This is a genomic window from Pseudomonas sp. DCA-1 (assembly GCF_046523955.1).
In the GTDB taxonomy this organism is placed as follows: domain Bacteria; phylum Pseudomonadota; class Gammaproteobacteria; order Pseudomonadales; family Pseudomonadaceae; genus Aquipseudomonas; species Aquipseudomonas putida_Y.
In genome coordinates this window covers 4,274,572-4,293,744 of sequence record NZ_CP169881.1, presented here as the reverse complement: position 1 = coordinate 4,293,744, position 19,173 = coordinate 4,274,572, and the positions used below count along the sequence as shown (strand labels likewise).

The 19,173-nt window shown below is 58.9% G+C and carries 20 protein-coding genes; 15 read left to right on the top strand and 5 right to left on the bottom strand.

Annotated features, from left to right (window positions below; all coding sequences use genetic code 11):
* Positions 1-25 precede the first annotated feature (25 nt).
* The 10 genes from wecB (ACE4QZ_RS20300) (at position 26) to rfbC (ending at position 10,487) form a co-directional block, all read left to right on the top strand.
* Positions 26-1,156, top strand: coding sequence for a non-hydrolyzing UDP-N-acetylglucosamine 2-epimerase (gene wecB, locus ACE4QZ_RS20300; RefSeq protein ID WP_015269327.1), 1,131 nt, complete (start codon positions 26-28; stop codon positions 1,154-1,156).
* A gap of 13 nt (positions 1,157-1,169) precedes the next feature.
* A complete protein-coding gene (locus tag ACE4QZ_RS20295; protein ID WP_102084496.1) occupies positions 1,170-2,423 on the top strand; it encodes a glycosyltransferase family 4 protein in 1,254 nt (417 codons plus the stop codon).
* Positions 2,420-3,385, top strand: coding sequence for a UDP-glucose 4-epimerase family protein (locus ACE4QZ_RS20290; protein ID WP_015269329.1), 966 nt, complete (start codon positions 2,420-2,422; stop codon positions 3,383-3,385). The genes ACE4QZ_RS20295 and ACE4QZ_RS20290 overlap by 4 nt, the downstream gene beginning before the upstream one ends.
* Positions 3,382-4,401: an MraY family glycosyltransferase gene (locus ACE4QZ_RS20285; protein WP_100413229.1), complete on the top strand. Its 1,020-nt coding sequence runs from the start codon at positions 3,382-3,384 to the stop codon at positions 4,399-4,401. Before ACE4QZ_RS20290 ends, ACE4QZ_RS20285 begins: the two co-directional genes overlap by 4 nt.
* 50 nt (positions 4,402-4,451) lie before the next feature.
* On the top strand, positions 4,452-6,449 hold the full coding sequence (locus ACE4QZ_RS20280) for a polysaccharide biosynthesis protein (RefSeq protein WP_100413230.1): 1,998 nt from the start codon (positions 4,452-4,454) through the stop codon (positions 6,447-6,449).
* A gap of 178 nt (positions 6,450-6,627) precedes the next feature.
* Positions 6,628-6,819: a dTDP-4-dehydrorhamnose 3,5-epimerase family protein gene (locus ACE4QZ_RS20275; protein ID WP_371857130.1), complete on the top strand. Its 192-nt coding sequence runs from the start codon at positions 6,628-6,630 to the stop codon at positions 6,817-6,819.
* Between the two features lie 257 nt (positions 6,820-7,076).
* Positions 7,077-8,147: a dTDP-glucose 4,6-dehydratase gene (gene rfbB / locus ACE4QZ_RS20270; protein ID WP_100413231.1), complete on the top strand. Its 1,071-nt coding sequence runs from the start codon at positions 7,077-7,079 to the stop codon at positions 8,145-8,147.
* Positions 8,144-9,049 (top strand): dTDP-4-dehydrorhamnose reductase, encoded by a 906-nt coding sequence (rfbD, locus tag ACE4QZ_RS20265; RefSeq protein ID WP_100413232.1) that lies wholly within the window; start codon positions 8,144-8,146, stop codon positions 9,047-9,049. The genes rfbB and rfbD overlap by 4 nt, the downstream gene beginning before the upstream one ends.
* A gap of 8 nt (positions 9,050-9,057) precedes the next feature.
* Positions 9,058-9,939 carry a glucose-1-phosphate thymidylyltransferase RfbA gene (gene rfbA / locus ACE4QZ_RS20260; protein ID WP_100413233.1) on the top strand — a complete coding sequence of 294 codons (882 nt, stop codon included), beginning with the start codon at positions 9,058-9,060 and terminating at the stop codon, positions 9,937-9,939.
* Positions 9,939-10,487 (top strand): dTDP-4-dehydrorhamnose 3,5-epimerase, encoded by a 549-nt coding sequence (rfbC, locus tag ACE4QZ_RS20255; protein WP_100413234.1) that lies wholly within the window; start codon positions 9,939-9,941, stop codon positions 10,485-10,487. Before rfbA ends, rfbC begins: the two co-directional genes overlap by 1 nt.
* A gap of 207 nt (positions 10,488-10,694) precedes the next feature.
* Here rfbC and ACE4QZ_RS20250 read toward each other — a convergent pair whose 3' ends face one another.
* The 3 genes from ACE4QZ_RS20250 to wecB (ACE4QZ_RS20240) all read right to left on the bottom strand — a co-directional run bounded on the left by ACE4QZ_RS20250 (position 10,695) and on the right by wecB (ACE4QZ_RS20240) (position 12,826).
* On the bottom strand, positions 10,695-10,994 hold the full coding sequence (locus tag ACE4QZ_RS20250) for a hypothetical protein (RefSeq protein WP_410480157.1): 300 nt from the start codon (positions 10,992-10,994) through the stop codon (positions 10,695-10,697).
* Entirely contained in the window at positions 10,994-11,533 is a 540-nt protein-coding gene (locus ACE4QZ_RS20245; RefSeq protein ID WP_274148138.1) for a hypothetical protein, read from the bottom strand. Before ACE4QZ_RS20245 ends, ACE4QZ_RS20250 begins: the two co-directional genes overlap by 1 nt.
* Before the next feature lie 135 nt (positions 11,534-11,668).
* Positions 11,669-12,826 carry a non-hydrolyzing UDP-N-acetylglucosamine 2-epimerase gene (gene wecB / locus ACE4QZ_RS20240; protein WP_274148137.1) on the bottom strand — a complete coding sequence of 386 codons (1,158 nt, stop codon included), beginning with the start codon at positions 12,824-12,826 and terminating at the stop codon, positions 11,669-11,671.
* Positions 12,827-13,365: 539 nt separating this feature from the next.
* Here wecB (ACE4QZ_RS20240) and ACE4QZ_RS20235 point away from each other — a divergent pair.
* Positions 13,366-13,701, top strand: coding sequence for a ComEA family DNA-binding protein (locus tag ACE4QZ_RS20235; protein ID WP_028697093.1), 336 nt, complete (start codon positions 13,366-13,368; stop codon positions 13,699-13,701).
* Positions 13,702-14,170: 469 nt separating this feature from the next.
* Here ACE4QZ_RS20235 and ACE4QZ_RS20230 read toward each other — a convergent pair whose 3' ends face one another.
* Positions 14,171-14,338 carry a DUF2897 family protein gene (locus ACE4QZ_RS20230; RefSeq protein ID WP_003252762.1) on the bottom strand — a complete coding sequence of 56 codons (168 nt, stop codon included), beginning with the start codon at positions 14,336-14,338 and terminating at the stop codon, positions 14,171-14,173.
* 181 nt (positions 14,339-14,519) lie between these two features.
* Here ACE4QZ_RS20230 and pyrF point away from each other — a divergent pair, with 181 nt between their 5' ends.
* On the top strand, positions 14,520-15,221 hold the full coding sequence (gene pyrF, locus ACE4QZ_RS20225; protein WP_021783074.1) for an orotidine-5'-phosphate decarboxylase: 702 nt from the start codon (positions 14,520-14,522) through the stop codon (positions 15,219-15,221).
* Positions 15,222-15,274: 53 nt separating this feature from the next.
* Here pyrF and ACE4QZ_RS20220 read toward each other — a convergent pair whose 3' ends face one another.
* The gene (locus ACE4QZ_RS20220; RefSeq protein WP_028696964.1) at positions 15,275-16,105 is read right to left on the bottom strand and encodes an undecaprenyl-diphosphate phosphatase; all 831 of its coding nucleotides are present in this window, start codon (positions 16,103-16,105) and stop codon (positions 15,275-15,277) included.
* 738 nt (positions 16,106-16,843) lie between these two features.
* Here ACE4QZ_RS20220 and tnpA point away from each other — a divergent pair.
* The 3 genes from tnpA (at position 16,844) to tnpC (ending at position 19,095) form a co-directional block, all read left to right on the top strand.
* Positions 16,844-17,164 (top strand): IS66-like element accessory protein TnpA, encoded by a 321-nt coding sequence (gene tnpA / locus ACE4QZ_RS20215; protein WP_014754842.1) that lies wholly within the window; start codon positions 16,844-16,846, stop codon positions 17,162-17,164.
* The gene (gene tnpB / locus ACE4QZ_RS20210; RefSeq protein ID WP_014754843.1) at positions 17,161-17,496 is read left to right on the top strand and encodes an IS66 family insertion sequence element accessory protein TnpB; all 336 of its coding nucleotides are present in this window, start codon (positions 17,161-17,163) and stop codon (positions 17,494-17,496) included. Before tnpA ends, tnpB begins: the two co-directional genes overlap by 4 nt.
* Before the next feature lie 63 nt (positions 17,497-17,559).
* A complete protein-coding gene (gene tnpC, locus ACE4QZ_RS20205) occupies positions 17,560-19,095 on the top strand; it encodes an IS66 family transposase (protein ID WP_014754844.1) in 1,536 nt (511 codons plus the stop codon).
* The last annotated feature ends 78 nt before the right edge of the window (positions 19,096-19,173 follow it).

Here is a 19,173-nt window from a genome sequence, read left to right as displayed (position 1 = left end):
CGGCTGGCCCAGGAATGAGAATTGTATGAAAAAGCTCAAAATCGTCACCGTTGTTGGAACACGCCCAGAAATCATTCGCTTGTCCCGGGTCTTGAGTGCGCTCGATGAACACTGTGAACATGTGCTGGTGCACACCGGGCAGAATTACGACTACGAACTGAACGAGATCTTTTTCCAGGATCTTGGCATTCGCAAGCCGGATCACTTTCTGAACGCTGCCGGCGCTTCCGGCGCCGAAACCATCGGTAATGTGATTATTGCAGTGGACCGCGTGCTGGCCGAGGTGAATCCCGAGGCCTTGCTGGTACTGGGCGACACCAACAGCTGCATGGCTGTGATCTCGGCCAAGCGCCGCAAGATCCCTACCTTCCACATGGAGGCTGGCAACCGCTGTTTCGACATGCGCGTGCCCGAAGAGATCAACCGCCGTATCGTGGATCACACTGCTGACATCAACCTTACCTACAGCACCATCGCGCGTGACTACCTGTTACGCGAAGGATTGCCAGCCGATCGCGTGATCAAGACCGGCAGCCCTATGTTCGAAGTGCTCAACCATTACCGCGACGGCATAGAGGCGTCCGATGTGCTTGAGCGGCTTGGGCTTGAGGCGGGTAAGTTCTTTGTGGTCAGTGCGCACCGCGAAGAAAATATCGATTCCGACAAAAACTTCCTCAAGTTGGTCGACACACTCAATACTGTTGCCGAACAATTCGATCTGCCGGTTATTGTTTCTACCCACCCTCGCACCCAAAAGCGCGTCGATGCGATGGGGGTTACTTTCCATGCCAATGTACGCTTGCTGAAGCCCCTGGGTTTCAAGGACTACAACAAGCTGCAGCTCACCTCCAAGGCGGTGCTGTCCGATAGCGGCACCATCAACGAAGAGGCATCGATCCTCAACTTCCCGGCCTTGAACATCCGCGAGGCTCATGAGCGCCCGGAAGGCATGGAAGAAACGGCTGCGATGATGGTCGGGCTTGAGGCCGAGCGGGTCATGCAGGGGCTGAGCATTCTCGAAAGTCAATTGCGCGGCGAGCAGCGCAGCCTGCGATTGGTGGCTGACTACAGCATGCCGAACGTTTCGGACAAGGTGGTCCGCATCGTTCACAGCTACACCGACTACGTTAACCGCACAGTATGGAAACGGTACTGAACCCGTGGAAGGTATGCCTGAGAAGAAACTGAAAGTGTTGGTGGTCAGCCAGTATTTCTGGCCAGAGAACATGCGTATCAATGATATGGTCCGTGACCTCACGGAAAAGGGCCACGAAGTCACAGTGCTGACGGCTTGGCCAAACTACCCCGAGGGCAGGGTTTTCCAGCGATACAAGGATAATCCAGGGCAGTTCTCTAACTACGAAGGAGCTGAAGTCGTCAGGGTGCCACTGGTACCCCGTGGCAAGCGCAGTATCCAGTTAGTACTCAACTACCTTTCATTCGTACTTTCGGCATCTGTGCTAGGGCCACTCAAGCTCAGAGGCAAACAGTTCGATGCCATATTCGTTTATGCGGTGTCGCCGATCCTTGCCGCGATTCCGGCAGTGGTGCTCCGCCGCCTGAAGCGCGCGCCGTTGTTTATCTGGGTGCTCGACTTGTGGCCGGAAACGCTGCGCGCGGTGAATGTCATCCATAACCCCAAAGTGTTGGAGCTGGTGGGTTTGGCTGTGTCCTGGATCTACAACCGCACCGATTACCTGTTGTTGCAGTCTCACGGCTTTTTCGACAACGTGCGCCGTTACTGCACAAAGCCCATCGATGCAGATCGCCTGGTGTACTTCCCAAGCTGGGCGGAAGATGATTTTTCGGTGCAGGTGCTTGAGCCTTCGAAGCTGGTTAAACCCGATGATGCGACCTTCACCGTGGTGTTTGCCGGTAACCTCGGGGAAGCACAGGATTTTCCGGCAATTCTCGATGCCGCAGAGGCGTTGCGCGGCCAGGTTTCGGTGCGCTGGGTGATCGTTGGGGATGGTCGTATGAGTAGCTGGCTCGAAGAGCAGGTACGCAGCCGGGGGTTGGACAACATATTGCTGCTCGGACGTCATCCGTTAGAAGAAATGCCGCCGCTGTTCGCACAGGCTGATGCCTTGTTGGTGTCCCTGCGTACCAATGACGTCTTCGAGAAGACTATCCCCGGCAAGGTTCAGGCATACCTGGCATCCGGCCGCCCGATACTCGGCATGATCAACGGCGAGGCCGCGCGAGTGATCGAGGCATCGGGGGCTGGGTTTGCGTGCGAGTCAGGCAATGGCCGCGAGTTGGCCAGTATCACCCGGCAACTGGCTGAGTTGCCTGTTGCGCAACGCCAACAGATGGGAGCGGCGGGGCGGCAATATTACGAACAGGAATTTGCCCGGCCCGCACTATTGGCGCGCCTGGAACGCCTTTTTAGCAGTGCCACTTTGAGAAGGTCAGGACGATGAGCCACAAGGTTTTTCTTACCGGTGCCAGCGGTTTCGTCGGGAGTGCGATTCTGCGCAGGCTCGTGGCAGACGGGACGCCAGTGATTGCTGCTGTCAGGCAGGGGGGCGCGGCGCCGTCGGCGCTGGTACGAAGCGTAATGTTCCAGTCGTTTGAGCAGGACAACGACTGGGGTGGAGCGCTGGCTGAATGCGACGTCGTGGTCCATAGTGCGGCGCGTGTTCATGTCATGAACGACACCGAGACCGACCCCTTGGCAGCCTTTCGCCGAGTTAACGTAGAAGGGACACTGGCGCTGGCCCGCCAGGCCATTGCTGCTGGAGTCAAACGGTTTGTGTTCATCAGTTCGATCAAGGTGAACGGTGAAGGTACCCAGCCTGGCAGGCCTTATTCCGCCAGTGACACCCCTCGGCCGCAAGATCCGTATGGCGTTTCCAAACTGGAAGCTGAGACAGCATTGCAGGCATTGGCCCGGGAATCTGGCCTTGAGGTGGTAATCGTGCGCCCAGTGCTGGTATACGGACCAGGCGTGAAGGCCAATTTCCTTAACATGATGCGCTGGCTCGATCGGGGTATACCGTTACCATTTGGTGCCATAAACAATCGACGAAGCCTGGTAGCCTTGGAGAATCTGGTTGATCTGGTGGTTACTTGCATTGGCCACGCAGCAGCAGCCAACCAGGTATTTCTGGTCAGCGATGGGGAGGACCTGTCTACCACCGAATTACTGCGTCGAATGGGGATGGCGCTCGGCAAGCCTGCGCGCTTGTTGCCTGTTCCGGAGGGCCTGCTGAGTGCCGGTGCCAAAGCGCTCGGCAAAGGCAGTTTGTCCCAGCGCCTGTGCGGGTCATTGCAGGTGGATATCAAGAAAACGCGCGATTTGCTCGGCTGGTGTCCGCCGGTAAAGGTGGATGCTGCGCTTCGAGCTGCCGCTAGGCACTACCAGGAATACGATAGGAAATGATGCTTTTGTGGTTTCTTCCGGCCATTTTGATTATGTCACTCGTAATGACCGCGGGTCTGCGCCGCTATGCGCTGGCGCGTAGTGTGATCGATGTGCCCAATGCGCGGAGCTCGCATACGGTCCCTACACCAAGGGGCGGTGGCGTGGCTATCGTCCTGACATTCCTGCTGGCCATGGTTGGCCTCATGCTGTCAGGTGCAGAGCAGATCAGGATACTCTTGGCGCTCGGTGGGGCTGGAGCATTGATCGCGGTTATCGGCTTCATGGATGACCATGGTCACATTGCTGCCCGCTGGCGACTGCTTGGGCATTTCATCGCCGCAGCCTGGATGCTTGGCTGGTTGGGTGGGTTGCCCCCTCTGCTGCTGTTCGGCTGGACGCTGGACTTGGGGTGGTTGGGCGGCGCGTTGGCTGCGTTCTACCTGGTGTGGTTGCTTAACCTGTACAACTTCATGGATGGCATCGATGGCATCGCCAGCGTCGAAGCCATTACCGCTTGCTTGGGTGCTGCGTGGCTTTACTGGCTCGGTGGCCTCAGTGGTGCCGCTATGCTGCCGTTGCTGTTGGCGGCTGCTGTGGCAGGCTTCCTGTATTGGAATTTCCCACCGGCAAAAATTTTCATGGGCGATGCTGGCAGTGGCTTCATTGGCATCGTTCTGGGCGGGCTGTCGCTGCAGGCCGCCTGGGTTTCGCCGCCGATGTTCTGGTGTTGGCTGATTTTGCTCGGCGTATTCATCGTCGATGCTACCTACACGCTGGTGAGGCGCTTGTTGCGGGGTGATAAGGTATACGAGGCACACCGCAGCCATGCTTATCAGTTTGCGTCCCGCAAGTATGGCAAGCACTTGCCTGTTACGCTTACCGTGGCAGTGCTCAACCTTTGCTGGCTGTTGCCGGTTGCGTATTGCGTTGTGCAGCTTGGCTTGGATGGCGCATTGGGTGTGGTCATCGCCTATGTACCGTTGGTCGCCCTTGCGGTCCGATATCGTGCGGGCGACCTGGAAGACCAACGCTAGCGTTGGGTATAGCGTTTCGCTTAGGTAATGTGGAAGCCTTCAGAGGAATTATGGATAAGGTGCGTACAAAGCTGCTAGCTCTGCCACGGCGGCATAAAAGGCTGTTGCAGGTGATAACTGATATCGTGCTGATATGGGTTGCCTTGTGGCTGGCTTTTGTCGTGCGACTGGGCCTCGACGAGATGGCCAACCCGATCATTGATCACTCATGGCTCTTCGCGTGCGCGCCCGTGGTTGCGATCCCGCTGTTTATCCGTTTCGGCCTCTATCGCGCCGTAATGCGTTACTTCGGTAACGATGCGCTGATTGCCATCATCAAAGCCGTCACACTTTCAGCTTTGATTCTCGGTTTCATCATCTATTGGGCGAGCAACCATCAGAATGTGGTGCCACGCTCGATTACTTTCAACTACTGGTGGCTTAGCCTGATCCTTGTGGGCGGGCTACGTTTAGCCATGCGACAGTATTTTCTCGGCGACTGGTTCACCGCCGCAGTTCAGCATGTTCCATTCGCCAGTCGTGACGATGGCCTGCCTAAGGTTGCCATTTATGGCGCTGGTACAGCAGGCAATCAGCTCGTAGCGGCGCTGCGCATGGACAAAGTCATGCGCCCGGTCGCGTTCATCGATGATGATTCTAGTCTTACCGACCGTGTGATCGCTGGCCTGCAGGTATATCACCCGGAGCAATTGCAATGCCTGATCGATGTAACGGGTGCTCAGGAAATCCTTTTGGCAATCCCTTCTTCCACGCGTACACGTCGTCGGGAGATCCTTAACTTCCTGGAGGGCTTTCCGCTGCATGTCCGCACAGTTCCCGGCTTCATGGACCTGGCTAGCGGCAGGGTGACGGTGGACGACATCCGGGAAGTGGACATTGCTGACTTGCTGGGCCGTGATGCCGTGCCTGCGCAATCAGACCTGCTGGAACGCTGCATTGTCGAACAGACCGTGATGGTGACCGGTGCCGGTGGTTCGATCGGCTCGGAACTGTGCCGACAGATTCTGGGCCAGGCGCCGAAAACCTTGCTGCTGTTCGAGCACAGCGAGTTCAACTTGTACAGCATCCTCTCCGAACTCGAGCAGCGCATAGCGCGCGAATCGCTGTCGGTGTGCCTGGTACCAATCCTGGGTTCGGTCCGCAACCAGCCGCAACTGTTCGATATAATGAAAACCTGGCGGGTCGACACCGTCTATCACGCCGCCGCCTACAAGCACGTGCCGATGGTGGAGCACAACATCGCCGAAGGCCTGATGAACAACGTCATCGGCACCCTGCACACCGCCCAGGCTGCGCTGCAGGCTGGCGTTGCCAACTTCGTGCTGATTTCTACCGACAAAGCTGTGCGTCCTACCAACGTGATGGGCAGCACCAAACGCTTGGCGGAAATGACCCTGCAAGCCCTTAGCCGGGAAATGGCGCCAGTGCTGTTCGGCGACAGCAGCAATGTCTCGCAGGTGAACAAAACACGCTTCACCATGGTTCGCTTCGGCAATGTGCTGGGCTCGTCGGGCTCGGTGATTCCGCTTTTCCACAAACAGATCAAGGCAGGTGGCCCGCTGACGGTCACCCACCCGAAGATCACCCGTTACTTCATGACCATCCCCGAAGCGGCGCAGCTGGTGATTCAGGCCGGCTCGATGGGCAAGGGTGGTGATGTGTTCGTGCTGGATATGGGCGAGCCGGTGAAGATTGTGGAGCTGGCTGAGAAGATGATTCACCTGTCCGGCTTCAGCGTGCGCTCCGAACGTAACCCGATGGGCGATATTGCCATCGAGTTCAGCGGTCTGCGGCCAGGGGAGAAGCTGTACGAGGAGCTGCTGATTGGCGATAACGTGATTGCCACACGCCACCCGATGATCATGAGCGCCAACGAAGACTTCCTGGCCTGGGATATGCTCAAGGATGCGCTGCGGCAATTGCTGGCGGCGGTGGCGGCAGATGATTTTGTGCGGGTACGGCAGTTGTTGCGCGAAACTGTAAGCGGCTATTCGCCGGAAGGCGAGATTGTGGACTGGCTTTACCAGCAGCGACGGCTGGAACCCTGATTCAGCTGCAGTGCGCGGGTTAGTCTTGCTCAAGGCTCAAAAGTTTGCGCTTTCCCTGTGGGGCGGGGTTACCCGCGAATAATACGACGCCGTATTTGGCACCGGCTACGCCGGTGTTCGCGGGTAAACCCGCTCCCGCAGGGATAGTGAAGGCCTACCCCCACAATCTCCTGCCCCCATGCTTTACCTTTCAAGGCGGTTGAATGAAAGCAACCCCTCTCGCAATACCAGAAGTACTCCTGCTCGAGCCAAACGGATTCACTTTTCAGCAAACAACAAGTACCAAATCTGGGTACCGAAAGGCTTCGCGCATGGTTTCGTAGTGTTGTCCGACCATGCGGAATTCCTGTACAAGACCACGGCTCACTAGGCCCCCATTCGAACGTTGCCTAGCCTGGAATGACCCAGCGGTCGGTATTCAATGGCCTAATCGAGCAGCCGTTCCTATCAGGCACGGACCAATTGGGCAAAACGCTGCAAGAGTTGGAGTGCTTCGATTGAACGAAGTAACCCGCGCGGTCATGGTCGGGTGGTATATTGATGTCGCCTCTCGCTCTCGGATCAATCGCCGACAGGCTAGAATCCAGAAAGTGGGAGAGCAGAACATGACAGCGGAAGCAGACAAATATGACCATTCTGGTAACCGGCGGTGCAGGCTTTATCGGCGGGAACTTCGTGTTGGACTGGCTGGCCGGCAATGACGAGCCCGTGGTCAACCTCGATAAACTTACCTACGCAGGCAACCTGCAGACCCTGAGCAGCCTGCAGGACGACGCGCGGCACGTTTTCGTGCATGGCGACATTGGTGATTCCGCGCTGGTAGAGCAGCTGTTGAAAACCCACCAGCCACGCGCCATCGTCAACTTTGCCGCCGAGTCCCACGTCGACCGCTCGATCCACGGCCCGGAAGACTTCATCGAAACCAACATTGTTGGCACCTTCCGCCTGCTGGAAGCCGTACGCGCCTACTGGGGCGGCCTGGGTGAGCAGGCGCGCGTGGCCTTCCGTTTCCTGCATGTGTCCACCGACGAAGTGTACGGTTCGCTTGCCACCGACGAACCGGCCTTCACCGAAACCCACCAGTACCAGCCCAACAGCCCGTACTCGGCCAGCAAGGCCGCCAGCGACCACCTGGTGCGCTCGTACCACCACACCTACGGGCTGCCGGTGCTGACCACCAACTGCTCGAACAACTACGGCCCTTACCACTTCCCGGAAAAGCTCATCCCGCTGATGATCGTCAACGCCCTGGCCGGCAAACCGCTGCCGGTATACGGCGACGGCCAGCAGATTCGCGATTGGCTGTACGTCAAGGACCACTGCAGCGCCATCCGCCGCGTGCTGGAAGCCGGCAAGACCGGCGAGGTTTACAACGTGGGGGGCTGGAACGAGGTGCCTAACCTGGGCATTGTCCAGCGCGTTTGCGCGCTGCTCGATGAACTTCGCCCACGTGCCGACGGGCAGCCTTATGCCAGCCAGATCAGCTTCGTCACCGATCGCCCGGGCCACGACCGCCGTTATGCCATCGATGCCCGAAAGATCGAGCGCGAGCTTGGCTGGAAGCCTGCCGAAACGTTTGAAACCGGCATTCGCAGAACTGTTACCTGGTATATGGACAATCAGGAATGGGTCAACGGTGTTATGGACGGCAGCTATCGTGACTGGGTTGCGCAGCAATATGGGGCGAACAAAGTGTGAAGATTTTGCTGTTGGGGAAAAATGGACAAGTCGGTTGGGAGTTGCAACGTGCCCTCGCGCCATTGGGTGAGGTGATTGCGCTTGATCGCCAAGGCTCCGGTAGCTTATGTGGGGATCTGAATAACCTCGATGGTTTGGCGGTTACAGTACGCTCACTAGCCCCGGACGTGATCGTCAACGCTGCGGCCTACACGGCAGTGGATACAGCTGAAAGTGAGCCGGAGCTCGCCGCTCGGATCAATGCCGAAGCGCCCGGCGTTCTGGCGCGTGAGGCGGCCAAGCTGGGCGCTTGGCTGATCCACTACTCCACAGACTACGTATTCGATGGCGGCGGCCAGGCGCAATGGCATGAGGACGCCCCCACCGGCCCGTTGTCGGTCTACGGCCGAACCAAGCTCAATGGTGAGCTCGCCATTCAGGCCAGCGGTGCCTCTGCCGTGGTGCTGCGTACCAGTTGGGTGTATGCCGCGCGCGGCCACAATTTTGCCAAGACCATGCTGCGCCTGGCGGCCGAGCGCGATGTGCTCAATGTGGTGGCAGACCAGTTTGGCGCCCCCACTGGCGCAGAACTGATCGCCGATGTTACCGCTCATGTTCTGCGCCAGATATTCAGCGCGCAGGACGCAAGCCATTTGGCCGGCACCTACCACCTTGCTGCAGCCGGTGAAACCAGCTGGCACGGGTATGCCCAGTTCGTATTGGCACAAGCCAGCCGCAATGGCGTCGCCTTGAAGGTTTCAGCTGAACGGGTAGGCGCAATCAGTAGCGAAGCCTACCCGGTGCTGGCGCCACGCCCGCGAAATTCCCGGCTGGCATTGGCTAAACTCGAAGAAACCTTCAATCTCAAGATGCCGCTTTGGCAACAAGGTGTGCAACGCATGCTGGACGAAATCCAGCGCTAGGAGTTGTTATGGCACGTAAAGGACTCATTCTTGCGGGCGGCTCTGGCACTCGCTTGCACCCCGCCACGCTGTCGGTATCGAAGCAGCTGTTGCCGGTGTACGACAAGCCGATGATCTACTACCCGCTCAGTACACTGCTGCTGTCCGGCATTCGTGACATCCTGATCATCTCGACGCCACAGGACACCCCGCGCTTCGAGCAACTGCTGGGTGATGGTAGCCGTTGGGGCATCAACCTCTCGTATGCTGTGCAGGCTAGCCCGGACGGGTTGGCCCAGGCATTCACGATCGGGGCAGACTTCATTGGCAACGCCGTGTCCGCTTTGGTGCTGGGTGACAATATTTTCTATGGTCACGACTTCCAGGCGCTGCTACAGAGCGCTGACCAGCGGCAGACGGGGGCATCTGTCTTTACTTATCATGTCCAGGACCCGGAGCGTTATGGGGTCGCGGAGTTCGATGACAGCGGGCGTGTGCTGTCGATTGAAGAAAAGCCGAAGGTCCCCAAGTCCAACTATGCGGTCACCGGCCTTTATTTCTACGACAACCAGGTCGTCGACCTGGCCAGGCAGCTGAAGCCGTCGGCACGTGGCGAACTGGAAATTACCGACCTCAACAACTTGTACCTCCAGCAGCAGCAACTGCAGGTCGAGATCATGGGACGTGGTTATGCCTGGCTGGATACCGGTACCCATGACAGCCTGCTGGATGCCAGCCAATATATCGCCACCATGGAGCGGCGCCAGGGCCTAAAGGTCGCCTGCCCTGAAGAGATTTGCTACCGCGCAGGCTGGATCAACGCTGAACAGCTTGAGCGCCTTGCCCAGCCGTTGCTGAAGAACGGTTACGGGCAGTACTTGAAGAGGCTGCTTGAAGTGAAGGTATTTTGATGTTCGCTATTTCATTGGCCATTCCTGAAGTCTTCCTGTTTACCCCAAAGGTTTTCGGCGATGAGCGTGGCTTCTTCTACGAGAGTTTCAATGCGCGTTTGTTCAAAGAAGTGACCGGACTGCAGCCGGGCTTCGTTCAAGACAACCATTCCCGCTCGGTGAAGGGCGTGCTGCGCGGCCTGCATTACCAGTTGCCGCCCCACGCCCAGGGCAAGCTGGTGCGTGTGGTACAGGGTGAGGTGTTCGATGTGGCAGTGGATATCCGCCGTAGTTCGCCCACCTTTGGCAAATGGGTCGGTGCGCTGTTGTCGTCGCAAAACCATAACCAGTTGTGGATTCCACCGGGTTTCGCCCACGGCTTCGTGACGTTGAGTGAGACTGCGGAGTTTGTCTATAAGACCACTGACTTTTACGCGGCCCAGAGCGAGCGTTGCATTGCCTGGGATGATCCGCAAATTGCCATCGCGTGGCCGATAGACTTCGAGCCCACGCTTTCTACCAAGGACCAGATCGGCAAGGCGCTGGATCAGGCCGACCTGTTCGCCTGACGGTAGGGAAGGTCTGAAGCGAAGCCGTACCGAGGTAGCCATGCGATCTTTCGAGATCGCCACTCCTAAATGGGAAGATCCGTACCCAAGCCAAGCTGGCCAATGGCCCGAGTGGCTTTGTGCAATTTGCAGCCTGGTTCGAACGTCGTGCTGAATCTAGGCTCTGTACGAAATCCCGAGAAACCCAATCTGGGTAGCTATGGTGCTTTACCAACGACTTTCGAGTACGCCACGGGTGAAGATCTCGCGGCGCTTCATGCGCCCGATTTCCTCATGCTTGGCAAGCGCGTACACCCGGTTGAAGGCAGCACGTTGCACATCAGGGAAGTACTCGGCCAGTGCGCATTCAACCGCAGCATCGTAGTCCGCTTCGGTTATGTAGCGGTAGATTTCCCGGTAGTAGAAAAAGCCGAACTGAAAGCCCAGGGTTTCGCTGAAGAAATTGCCCGGCTCGGAGAAGCCGTTCTCCAGGTCGATGGCCTGCGCTTTGCCTTGTTGCGGGAGCATCACATTCGCGGCCCAAAGGTCCATGTGGGTGACCCCCGGCAGTGCAGGGCATGCAGCAGTTCGAAGGCGGCCTCGATTACCTGGTGCACCGCTTCGGGCATCCTGCGGATTCTTGCCAACCCGTCTTCGTGGCCACTGAGCAATTCGGTGATAAGGAAAAAGTCCTGCATCAGGCCGAACCTGGAGCGGCTGTAACCGTAGCCGACCAGCTTTGGCACCCGTGCACCGCGGCGGCCGGCTTCGCGCGTATTGATCAGTTCCTCGAGAGACCAGTCGTACATGCCGTTGCGCTTGGGCCTTCCGCGTTGCATGCGCAGCTTCTTTTTCAGTGAGTCGAGTTTTTCGCGCTTGGTGAACAACTGGCTCTGCACGCAGGCGAGCGGTGCGCTGACCCGTTTGGCGTTGGCGCTTTGCGCGATCAGCTCTTCGAAGGCTTGTCGGGTGTGAGGGGCAATGGGTCCCTGAAGGTGCAGGGTGGTGTCGCGATACCGCAGGGTGTGGGGGTATTCGTCTTGCCAGATCTGTGTGTCGCCAACCACGCTTCATCCTTGCGATATCAAAAAGCCATGTTTCAATGGATCCAATGTTACAGAACTTTCACGTTTTTCCTACAATTTATTGACGTTAGTTAACTTGATTGTATGGTACAGGGCCGCACCGGCGGCCTCTATTGCTCAAGCCTTGGGCGCCTTCTGCGCATCCTGCGCAACGGCAAAATCAGCGAGCGCCTGCACTATCCGCCCACACGCTTTACCATCGCCGTAGGGGTTATGCGCCACGCTCATCTCCCGGTAAGCCCCCTCATCCGTCAGCAACCTGGCCAATTCCCCGACAATAGTCTCAACCTCCGTACCCACCAGCTTCACCGTCCCCGCTGCCACCGCCTCTGGCCGCTCCGTGGTATCGCGCATCACCAGCACCGGCTTACCCAGCGCCGGCGCTTCCTCCTGAATGCCCCCCGAGTCGGTCAAAATTACATACGCCCGGCTCATCAGATAAACGAACGGCAGGTAATCCAGCGGCTCGATCAGGTAGATATTCCCCACATCCGCCAGCAGCCGGTTGACCGGCTCGCGCACATTGGGGTTGAGGTGCACCGGGTACAGCACATCCACCTCCGGGAACTGACGCGCAGTCTGTACCAAAGCCTGGCAGATGCGTTCGAAGCCACCGCCAAAGTTCTCGCGACGATGGCCTGTTACCAAAACCATGCGGCGGTTGGCAGCCAGGTAATCGAACTGGCGCTCGAACTGTGCCCTCATCGCCGGGCTCTCCAGTTTGTGCACCACTTCCAGCAGGGCGTCGATCACAGTGTTGCCGGTGGTGAAGATGCTCGCCGGGTCGATGCCTTCCCTTAGCAGGTTGTCACGCGAGGTGGCGGTGGGGGCGAAGTGCAGAGCGGCCAGGGTGCCGGTAAGGCGCCGGTTGCCTTCCTCTGGCCAGGGTGAATACAGGTTATTGGTGCGCAGGCCGGCTTCTACATGGGCGATGGGTATTTGTTGGTAGTAGGCTGCCAGGCTGGTAGCAAAAGTGGTCGCGGTGTCGCCATGCACCAGCACCACATCGGGCTTGAATTCGGCCAGTACCGGCTGGATACCCTGCAAAATCCCGGTGGTCACGCCGGTCAGGTCCTGGCCGGGTTTCATGATGTTCAAGTCGTAATCGGGGGTGATACCGAACAGTTCCAGTACCTGGTCGAGCATTTGCCGGTGTTGGCCGGTTACGCACACGCGCGACTCGAAGCGGGCGTCCTGGGCGAGTTGCAGGGCAAGGGGGGCCATCTTGATGGCTTCTGGACGGGGGCCAAATACAATGAGGGTCTTGAGGGGCACGGCGGTGATCCTCTTGCTGGACGGGCTGGTACGGGTGGGCCAAAAGGGGCCGGGCAGGCGCGCGGAGACTGGCCTTGTGGACGGGCCGGGAGCGAGGGCAAGCGGCGGGTGGGTGAGGGCATGCAGCTTGGGTCCTTCAAGCAAACGGCTGTCCATTGCTCAAAAAATCTAGCAGTTGGTTCATGTGATGCCAGTTGGCGTAGGGGGGGATGGCCCGCTGGAAAGTGCGGTTGTTCCTGCTCAGGCCGTGTTCACCGGAGGTTGTAGGAATGTGGGCAGGTTTTGCTGGGAATGCGGCATCGGACAAACGGGTATTCGGCTACAGGCCGTGATGCATGGCGCCAATGCTCTCGGGCTGGGGTGGTGGAGGGAAAAGGCGATTGTTTTTTGGGTTGGCGAAGTTGGCTGGGTGATTGATCGATTTGGTAACCATTCGCCGATGATGGTAGCTGTTTCGATGTCGGGTTTGCCGCTAGGGTTGATTACGCAGCCGAAGGAAAACGGCTGCTGGAAAATGACCAACACTAGGAGTGTTCACCATGCGTAACAACGTTCTGTCGTACTTGCTGCTGCCGCTGTTCGCCAGCCTGTCCTTTTCCCTCAGCGCTGCTCCGGCCAGCGCCCCGGCGATGCCCGAGCCAGTGCCGGTGGTGAGCCAGCAGCAGGCCCAGCAGCCGCAGCGGCTGGACCTGAACAAGGCTGATGCGGTCACCTTGCAGAAGGAGCTGAACGGGATAGGCAAGGCCAAGGCTGAAGCCATCGTGGCCTATCGGGAGGCCAATGGGCCGTTTGCTTCGGTGGATGAACTGCTGGAGATCAAGGGCATTGGCAATGCGTTGCTGGAGCGTAACCGGGACAAGGTGATGGTGGAGTAAGTGGGGGAGTAGGGCGAGCCTGTGGTTTGGGGTTGCCCTCTGGAACCGGGGCTGCAAAGCAGCCCTGTTTTTTGTCTGAAATGAGGCGGCTCAACACGAAAGGGGGCATGGATGACCGGCGATGGGTTCGCCGGGAGATGGAGTTAAGGCTGTCAGGTGTCCGTCTTGAGGTTTGAGGTGATGCGTATATCGAGCGCCGCCCGCGCGGCGCATCGCGAGCTGCGCTCGCTCCTACGTTTGTTTCGGGCCAATCATTCCTGTGCCATTTGCGCGCGAACGCCTCGGCACATGGCGCAATATCACGTCGTACAAACAAGGCGGTCGCGCGCGCCTGTCACAGGCGTTACTGGCCTGAAACAAACGTAGGAGCGAGCGCAGCTCGCGATGCGCCGCGCGGGCGGCGCTCGATCTCACCGGCACCACATAACCCACGCCAAGCAAAATGAGGCATTCAACCCCTTCTTAACCCCTAACGGTCCTGTGCATCCTTGGCATCCGCTTCGGCATTGCGCTCATGCACCTTGCGCAGTTGCTCTTCGGTCAGTGGCAGTTTTTTTGCCGTGTCGCGCAGCATCATCAAACCTCCGACGATGGAGCCGAGGGCTATGATGAGGATCAGCCAGGCATACCAGGGCATTGTCGTTCTCCTTTACAGAGTGATGTGCAGCGCTTGTACGATTTTTGAGCAATTGCACTTTCCAATAGTTCAATTATAGGAGCCAGCCCATGCTGGGCCAATTCCGTGACCTGCGGGCCCCAAAGCCTGCGTCACTTCGTTTACAATGCGCGCCGTTTTCGACTTGCAAAGAGACCCTGCCATGTCCGCCTGCCAGACGCCCCTGATCGTCGCCCTGGATTTCCCTACCCGTGAGGCCGCTCTGAAGCTGGCTGACCAGCTTGACCCTGCGCTGTGCCGGGTAAAGGTTGGCAAGGAGCTGTTCACCAGCAGCGCTTCGGGTATTGTCGAAACCCTGTGCGACAAGGGTTTCGAAGTGTTCCTGGACCTCAAGTTCCACGACATCCCCAACACCACCGCCATGGCAGTGAAGGCTGCAGCCGAGATGGGTGTGTGGATGGTCAACGTGCATTGCTCCGGCGGCCTGCGCATGATGGCGGCCTGCCGTGAAGAGTTGGCCAAGCGCAGCGGCCCGCAGCCATTGCTGATTGGCGTGACTGTGCTGACCAGCATGGAGCGTGAAGACCTGGCTGGTATCGGCCTGGATGTCGACCCGCAAGAGCAGGTGCTGCGCCTGGCCGCGCTGGCCGAGAAGGCTGGCATGGACGGTTTGGTGTGTTCGGCGCTGGAGGCCCCGGCACTGAAGGCGGCGCACCCGTCGTTGCAACTGGTGACCCCGGGCATTCGCCCTGCGGGCAGCGCGCAGGATGACCAGCGCCGTATCCTCACCCCGCGCCAGGCACTGGATGCCGGTTCGGACTACCTGGTAATCGGCCGCCCGATCAGCCAGGCTGCCAACCCGGCGCAAGCGCTGGCTGCGGTAGTCGCTGAAATTCGCGGCTGAACCTGACCAATGAAAAGGGCTGCGTATGCAGCCCTTTTTCATTTTGTGTCCTGTTAGCCCTGAGCTGTCGACCAGTCGATCCAGCCGAACTGCCAGGTAGCCAGAATCAATAAACCGAAGGCGATGCGATACCAGGCGAACGTCGCGTAGCTGTGGTTGGCGATGAACTTGAGCAGCGCACGCACGGCGATCATGGCGAAGATGAACGAGGTCACGAAGCCGATAGCGAACACCGGCAGGTCGCCGGGTTGGAACAGGTCACGGTACTTGTAACCCGAATACACGGCTGCGCCGACCATGGTCGGCATCGCCAGGAAGAACGAGAACTCGGTGGCCGCTTTGCGCGACAGGCCGAACAGCAGGCCGCCGATGATGGTGGACCCGGAGCGCGATGTGCCTGGTATCATCGCCAGGCACTGGATGAAGCCGATCTTGAGGGCGTGGCTCCAGCGCATTTCGTCCACGTGGTCCACCTCTACGCGGTGCTCGCGACGCTCGGCCCAGAGCATGATCACCCCGCCCACAACCAACGCCGCTGCCACAGTAATCGGGTTGAACAGGTAATGGTGGATCAGGTCGGCGAACAGCACGCCCAGCACTACTGCCGGCAGGAACGCCAGCAGCAGATTGCCGGTGAAGCGCCGCGCCGTGGGCTGGCTGGTCAGGCCGAACACCACTTCCAGGATCTTGCCGCGAAATTCCCACACTACCGCCAGGATCGCCGCCAGCTGGATGATGATGTTGAACGCTATCGCGCGTTCACCGCCAAAATCGATCAAATCGGCAACGATGATCTGGTGCCCGGTACTGGAAACTGGCAGAAACTCCGTGAGCCCTTCAACCACTCCCAGGATGATTGCCTGGAAGGCAGTCCATAAGTCCATTAATCCCCCGTTAGGGGCCGTGCTGCTTGCAAGGCCCATGCTCTTGATTTTTCTATGATTGTCGGTTCAGACAGCGAAGATTTTGGTGCGGGCCGGATGCTACCAGAGCAGCGGTTCGATGTGTGCGCCGGGACATCGGATCAAGGCTACCAGGTGCCGCCTTGGGTTTTGAGGTGGTGCGTAAATTGAGCGCCGCCTGTATGGCGGTAGAGGTGCGTCGCCTGTGAGATCGAGCGCCGCCCGCGCGGCGCATCGCGAGCTGCGCTCGCTCCTACGTTTGTTTCGGGCCAGTTATTCCTGGGGGATTTGCGCGCGAACGCTTTGGCGCTTGGCGCGATATTGCGTCGTACAAACAAAACGGTCGCGCGCGTCTGCCACAGGCGTTATTGGCCAGAAACAAACGTAGGAGCGAGCGTAGCTCGCGATGCGCCGCGCGGGCGGCGCTCGATTTCTGCAACACCATAAAACCCAAGGCAAACACACCCGGCCATTGCGCAACGTCATGCCAGGCGGTGTGACCTTGAGGGTATGGCGGTAGAGGTGCGTCGCCTGTGAGATCGAGCGCCGCCTGTATGGCGGTAGAGGTGCGTCGCCTATGAGATCGAGCGCCGCCTGTATGGCGGTAGAGGTGCGTCGCCGTAAGCGTCCGGCGAACTCACCTTCCGAACTCCAGCATTAAGGGCGATGGTGTCCGCGTATTTTTAAGCGGACGCGATCACCCTTATCGCCAGGATTTCCATGCGCCAACGAAGCTCTTATCCGAAACCATTCAAAGCCCAAGTCGTTCAGGAATGCCTGCAACCTGGCGCGACGGTGTCCAGTGTTGCCATCAGCCACGGCATCAATGCCAACGTCATCCGCAAATGGCTGCCGCTCTATCGAGATCAGCCTGCAGCAGCTTCACTACCGGCTTTCGTCCCGCTAAAAGCCCCACCTAAACGGCCAGTCGAGGCGTCAGTGATCATCGAGTTGCCCATGGCCGGGCAAGTGATCACGGTGAAATGGCCAACCTCAGATCCTGAGGGCTGCGCGCAATTTATCCGGGCTGTCTCTCAATGATCCGCATCGATGCGATCTGGCTGGCCACCGAGCCGATGGACATGCGCGCCGGTACCGAAACCGCTTTAGCCCGAGTAATCGCGGTGTTTGGTGCGGCGAAGCCGCACTGCGCTTATCTGTTCGCCAATCGCCGGGCCAACCGGATGAAAGTGCTGGTGCACGACGGCGTGGGCGTCTGGCTTGCCGCACGGCGACTGAACCAAGGCAAGTTCCACTGGCCCGGCATTCGCCATGGCTGCGAGGTCGAGCTCGACAATGAACAACTCCAGGCGTTGGTACTGGGCTTGCCGTGGCAGCGCGTTGGCGCCGGCGGTGTGATCAGCATGCTGTAAACGCCGGCCATTTGGCCGGTCTACTTGTCGTCGTCCCGCGCCTGCTCTGGCACAATCGGCGGCATGACTTTCTCGCCCAACCTCGACCAGATGACCCCGGAACAGCTTCGTGCCTTGGCGGCACAGGCGTTGCAGTTGCAATCACAGGTCGAGGCGATGAGCAGGAAGATCCAAAACGATGAAATCCTCATCGAACAGTTCAAGTTCGAAATCGCCCTGCTCAAACGGCACAAGTTTGCCAAGCGCAGCGAGCAAATCAGCCCGGCTCAAAGCAGCTTGCTGGATGACCTGCTCGACACAGACCTTGAAGCTATCGAGGCCGAGCTAAAACAGCTCCTCCCAGCTGCGCCACAGTCCGAACCACGGCAATCCCCGAAACGTGCGCCCTTGCCGCCGCAGTTTCCACGCACCGTCATTCGCCATGAACCCGAAAACACTCAGTGCGCCTGTGGTTGCCAGCTCCAACGCATCGGCGAAGACGTCAGCGAAAAGCTGGATTACACGCCGGGCGTGTTTACCGTCGAGCAACATGTGCGGGGCAAATGGGCCTGCCGTCAGTGTGAAACACTGATCCAGGCGCCGGTGCCGGCGCAGGTTATCGATAAAGGTATCCCGACCTCAGGTTTGTTGGCCCACGTGATGGTGGCCAAGTTTGCCGATCACTTGCCGCTGTATCGGCAGGAGAAGATTTTTGGCCGCGCCGGGCTGGCAATTGCTCGCTCGACCCTGGCGCAGTGGGTTGGACAAACCGGTGTGCGACTTCAGCCGTTGGTCGATGCACTGCGTGAAGCGGTGCTGAACCAGGGTGTGATCCACGCCGACGAAACACCGGTGCAAATGCTTGCGCCAGGCGAGAAGAAAACCCACCGGGCTTATGTCTGGGCCTACAGCACCACGCCGTTTTCGGCGCTCAAGGCGGTGGTTTACGACTTCAGCCCAAGCCGTGCTGGCGAACATGCGCGCAACTTCCTGGGTGACTGGAACGGCAAGCTGGTCTGCGACGACTTCGCTGGCTACAAAGCCGGGTTTGAACAAGGCATCACTGAAATCGGTTGCATGGCCCACGCCCGTCGCAAGTTTTTCGATCTGCATGTGGCGAACAAAAGCCAATTGGCCGAACAGGCGCTGCACTCGATCAGCGGCCTGTACGAGGTCGAACGCCAGGCGCGAGACATGAGTGATGAAGATCGTTGGCGAATACGTCAGGAACTAGCGGTACCGATCAGCAAAACACTGCATGAGTGGATGTTGGCCCAGCGTGACCTGGTGCCCAACGGATCAGCCACGGCCAAAGCCCTCGATTACAGCCTGAAACGCTGGGTAGCGCTGACGCGCTACCTGGACGATGGGGCTGTGCCCATCGACAACAACCAGGTCGAGAACCAGATACGGCCATGGGCACTCGGGCGCTCGAACTGGTTGTTTGCCGGGTCGTTGCGCAGCGGCAAACGCGCGGCGGCGATCATGAGCTTGATCCAGTCGGCACGCATGAATGGGCATGATCCGTATGCCTATCTCAAGGATGTGCTGACGCGGCTGCCGACCCAACGGGCCAGTGAGATCGGGCAGTTGCTGCCGCATCAGTGGGTACCGGCCTGACTTACGCAAGGTGAGTTGGGCGGACGCTTACGCGTCGCCTATGAGATCGAGCGCCGCCCGCGCGGCGCATCGCGAGCT

Excerpts from the sequence above, each read along its gene's own strand:
- ACE4QZ_RS20280 (WP_100413230.1), top strand. The coding sequence starts at position 4,452 with ATGGATAAGGTGCGTACAAAGCTGCTAGCTCTGCCACGGCGGCATAAA.
- ACE4QZ_RS20230 (WP_003252762.1), bottom strand. The coding sequence starts at position 14,338 with ATGCCCTGGTATGCCTGGCTGATCCTCATCATAGCCCTCGGCTCCATC.
- rfbB (WP_100413231.1), top strand. The coding sequence starts at position 7,077 with ATGACCATTCTGGTAACCGGCGGTGCAGGCTTTATCGGCGGGAACTTC.
- tnpB (WP_014754843.1), top strand. The coding sequence starts at position 17,161 with ATGATCCGCATCGATGCGATCTGGCTGGCCACCGAGCCGATGGACATG.
- rfbA (WP_100413233.1), top strand. The coding sequence starts at position 9,058 with ATGGCACGTAAAGGACTCATTCTTGCGGGCGGCTCTGGCACTCGCTTG.
- ACE4QZ_RS20275 (WP_371857130.1), top strand. The coding sequence starts at position 6,628 with ATGCTTTACCTTTCAAGGCGGTTGAATGAAAGCAACCCCTCTCGCAAT.
- ACE4QZ_RS20220 (WP_028696964.1), bottom strand. The coding sequence starts at position 16,105 with ATGGACTTATGGACTGCCTTCCAGGCAATCATCCTGGGAGTGGTTGAA.
- pyrF (WP_021783074.1), top strand. The coding sequence starts at position 14,520 with ATGTCCGCCTGCCAGACGCCCCTGATCGTCGCCCTGGATTTCCCTACC.
- tnpC (WP_014754844.1), top strand. The coding sequence starts at position 17,560 with ATGACTTTCTCGCCCAACCTCGACCAGATGACCCCGGAACAGCTTCGT.
- wecB (WP_015269327.1), top strand. The coding sequence starts at position 26 with ATGAAAAAGCTCAAAATCGTCACCGTTGTTGGAACACGCCCAGAAATC.
- ACE4QZ_RS20285 (WP_100413229.1), top strand. The coding sequence starts at position 3,382 with ATGATGCTTTTGTGGTTTCTTCCGGCCATTTTGATTATGTCACTCGTA.
- ACE4QZ_RS20295 (WP_102084496.1), top strand. The coding sequence starts at position 1,170 with ATGCCTGAGAAGAAACTGAAAGTGTTGGTGGTCAGCCAGTATTTCTGG.
- ACE4QZ_RS20235 (WP_028697093.1), top strand. The coding sequence starts at position 13,366 with ATGCGTAACAACGTTCTGTCGTACTTGCTGCTGCCGCTGTTCGCCAGC.
- rfbC (WP_100413234.1), top strand. The coding sequence starts at position 9,939 with ATGTTCGCTATTTCATTGGCCATTCCTGAAGTCTTCCTGTTTACCCCA.
- tnpA (WP_014754842.1), top strand. The coding sequence starts at position 16,844 with ATGCGCCAACGAAGCTCTTATCCGAAACCATTCAAAGCCCAAGTCGTT.
- ACE4QZ_RS20250 (WP_410480157.1), bottom strand. The coding sequence starts at position 10,994 with ATGCTCCCGCAACAAGGCAAAGCGCAGGCCATCGACCTGGAGAACGGC.
- ACE4QZ_RS20290 (WP_015269329.1), top strand. The coding sequence starts at position 2,420 with ATGAGCCACAAGGTTTTTCTTACCGGTGCCAGCGGTTTCGTCGGGAGT.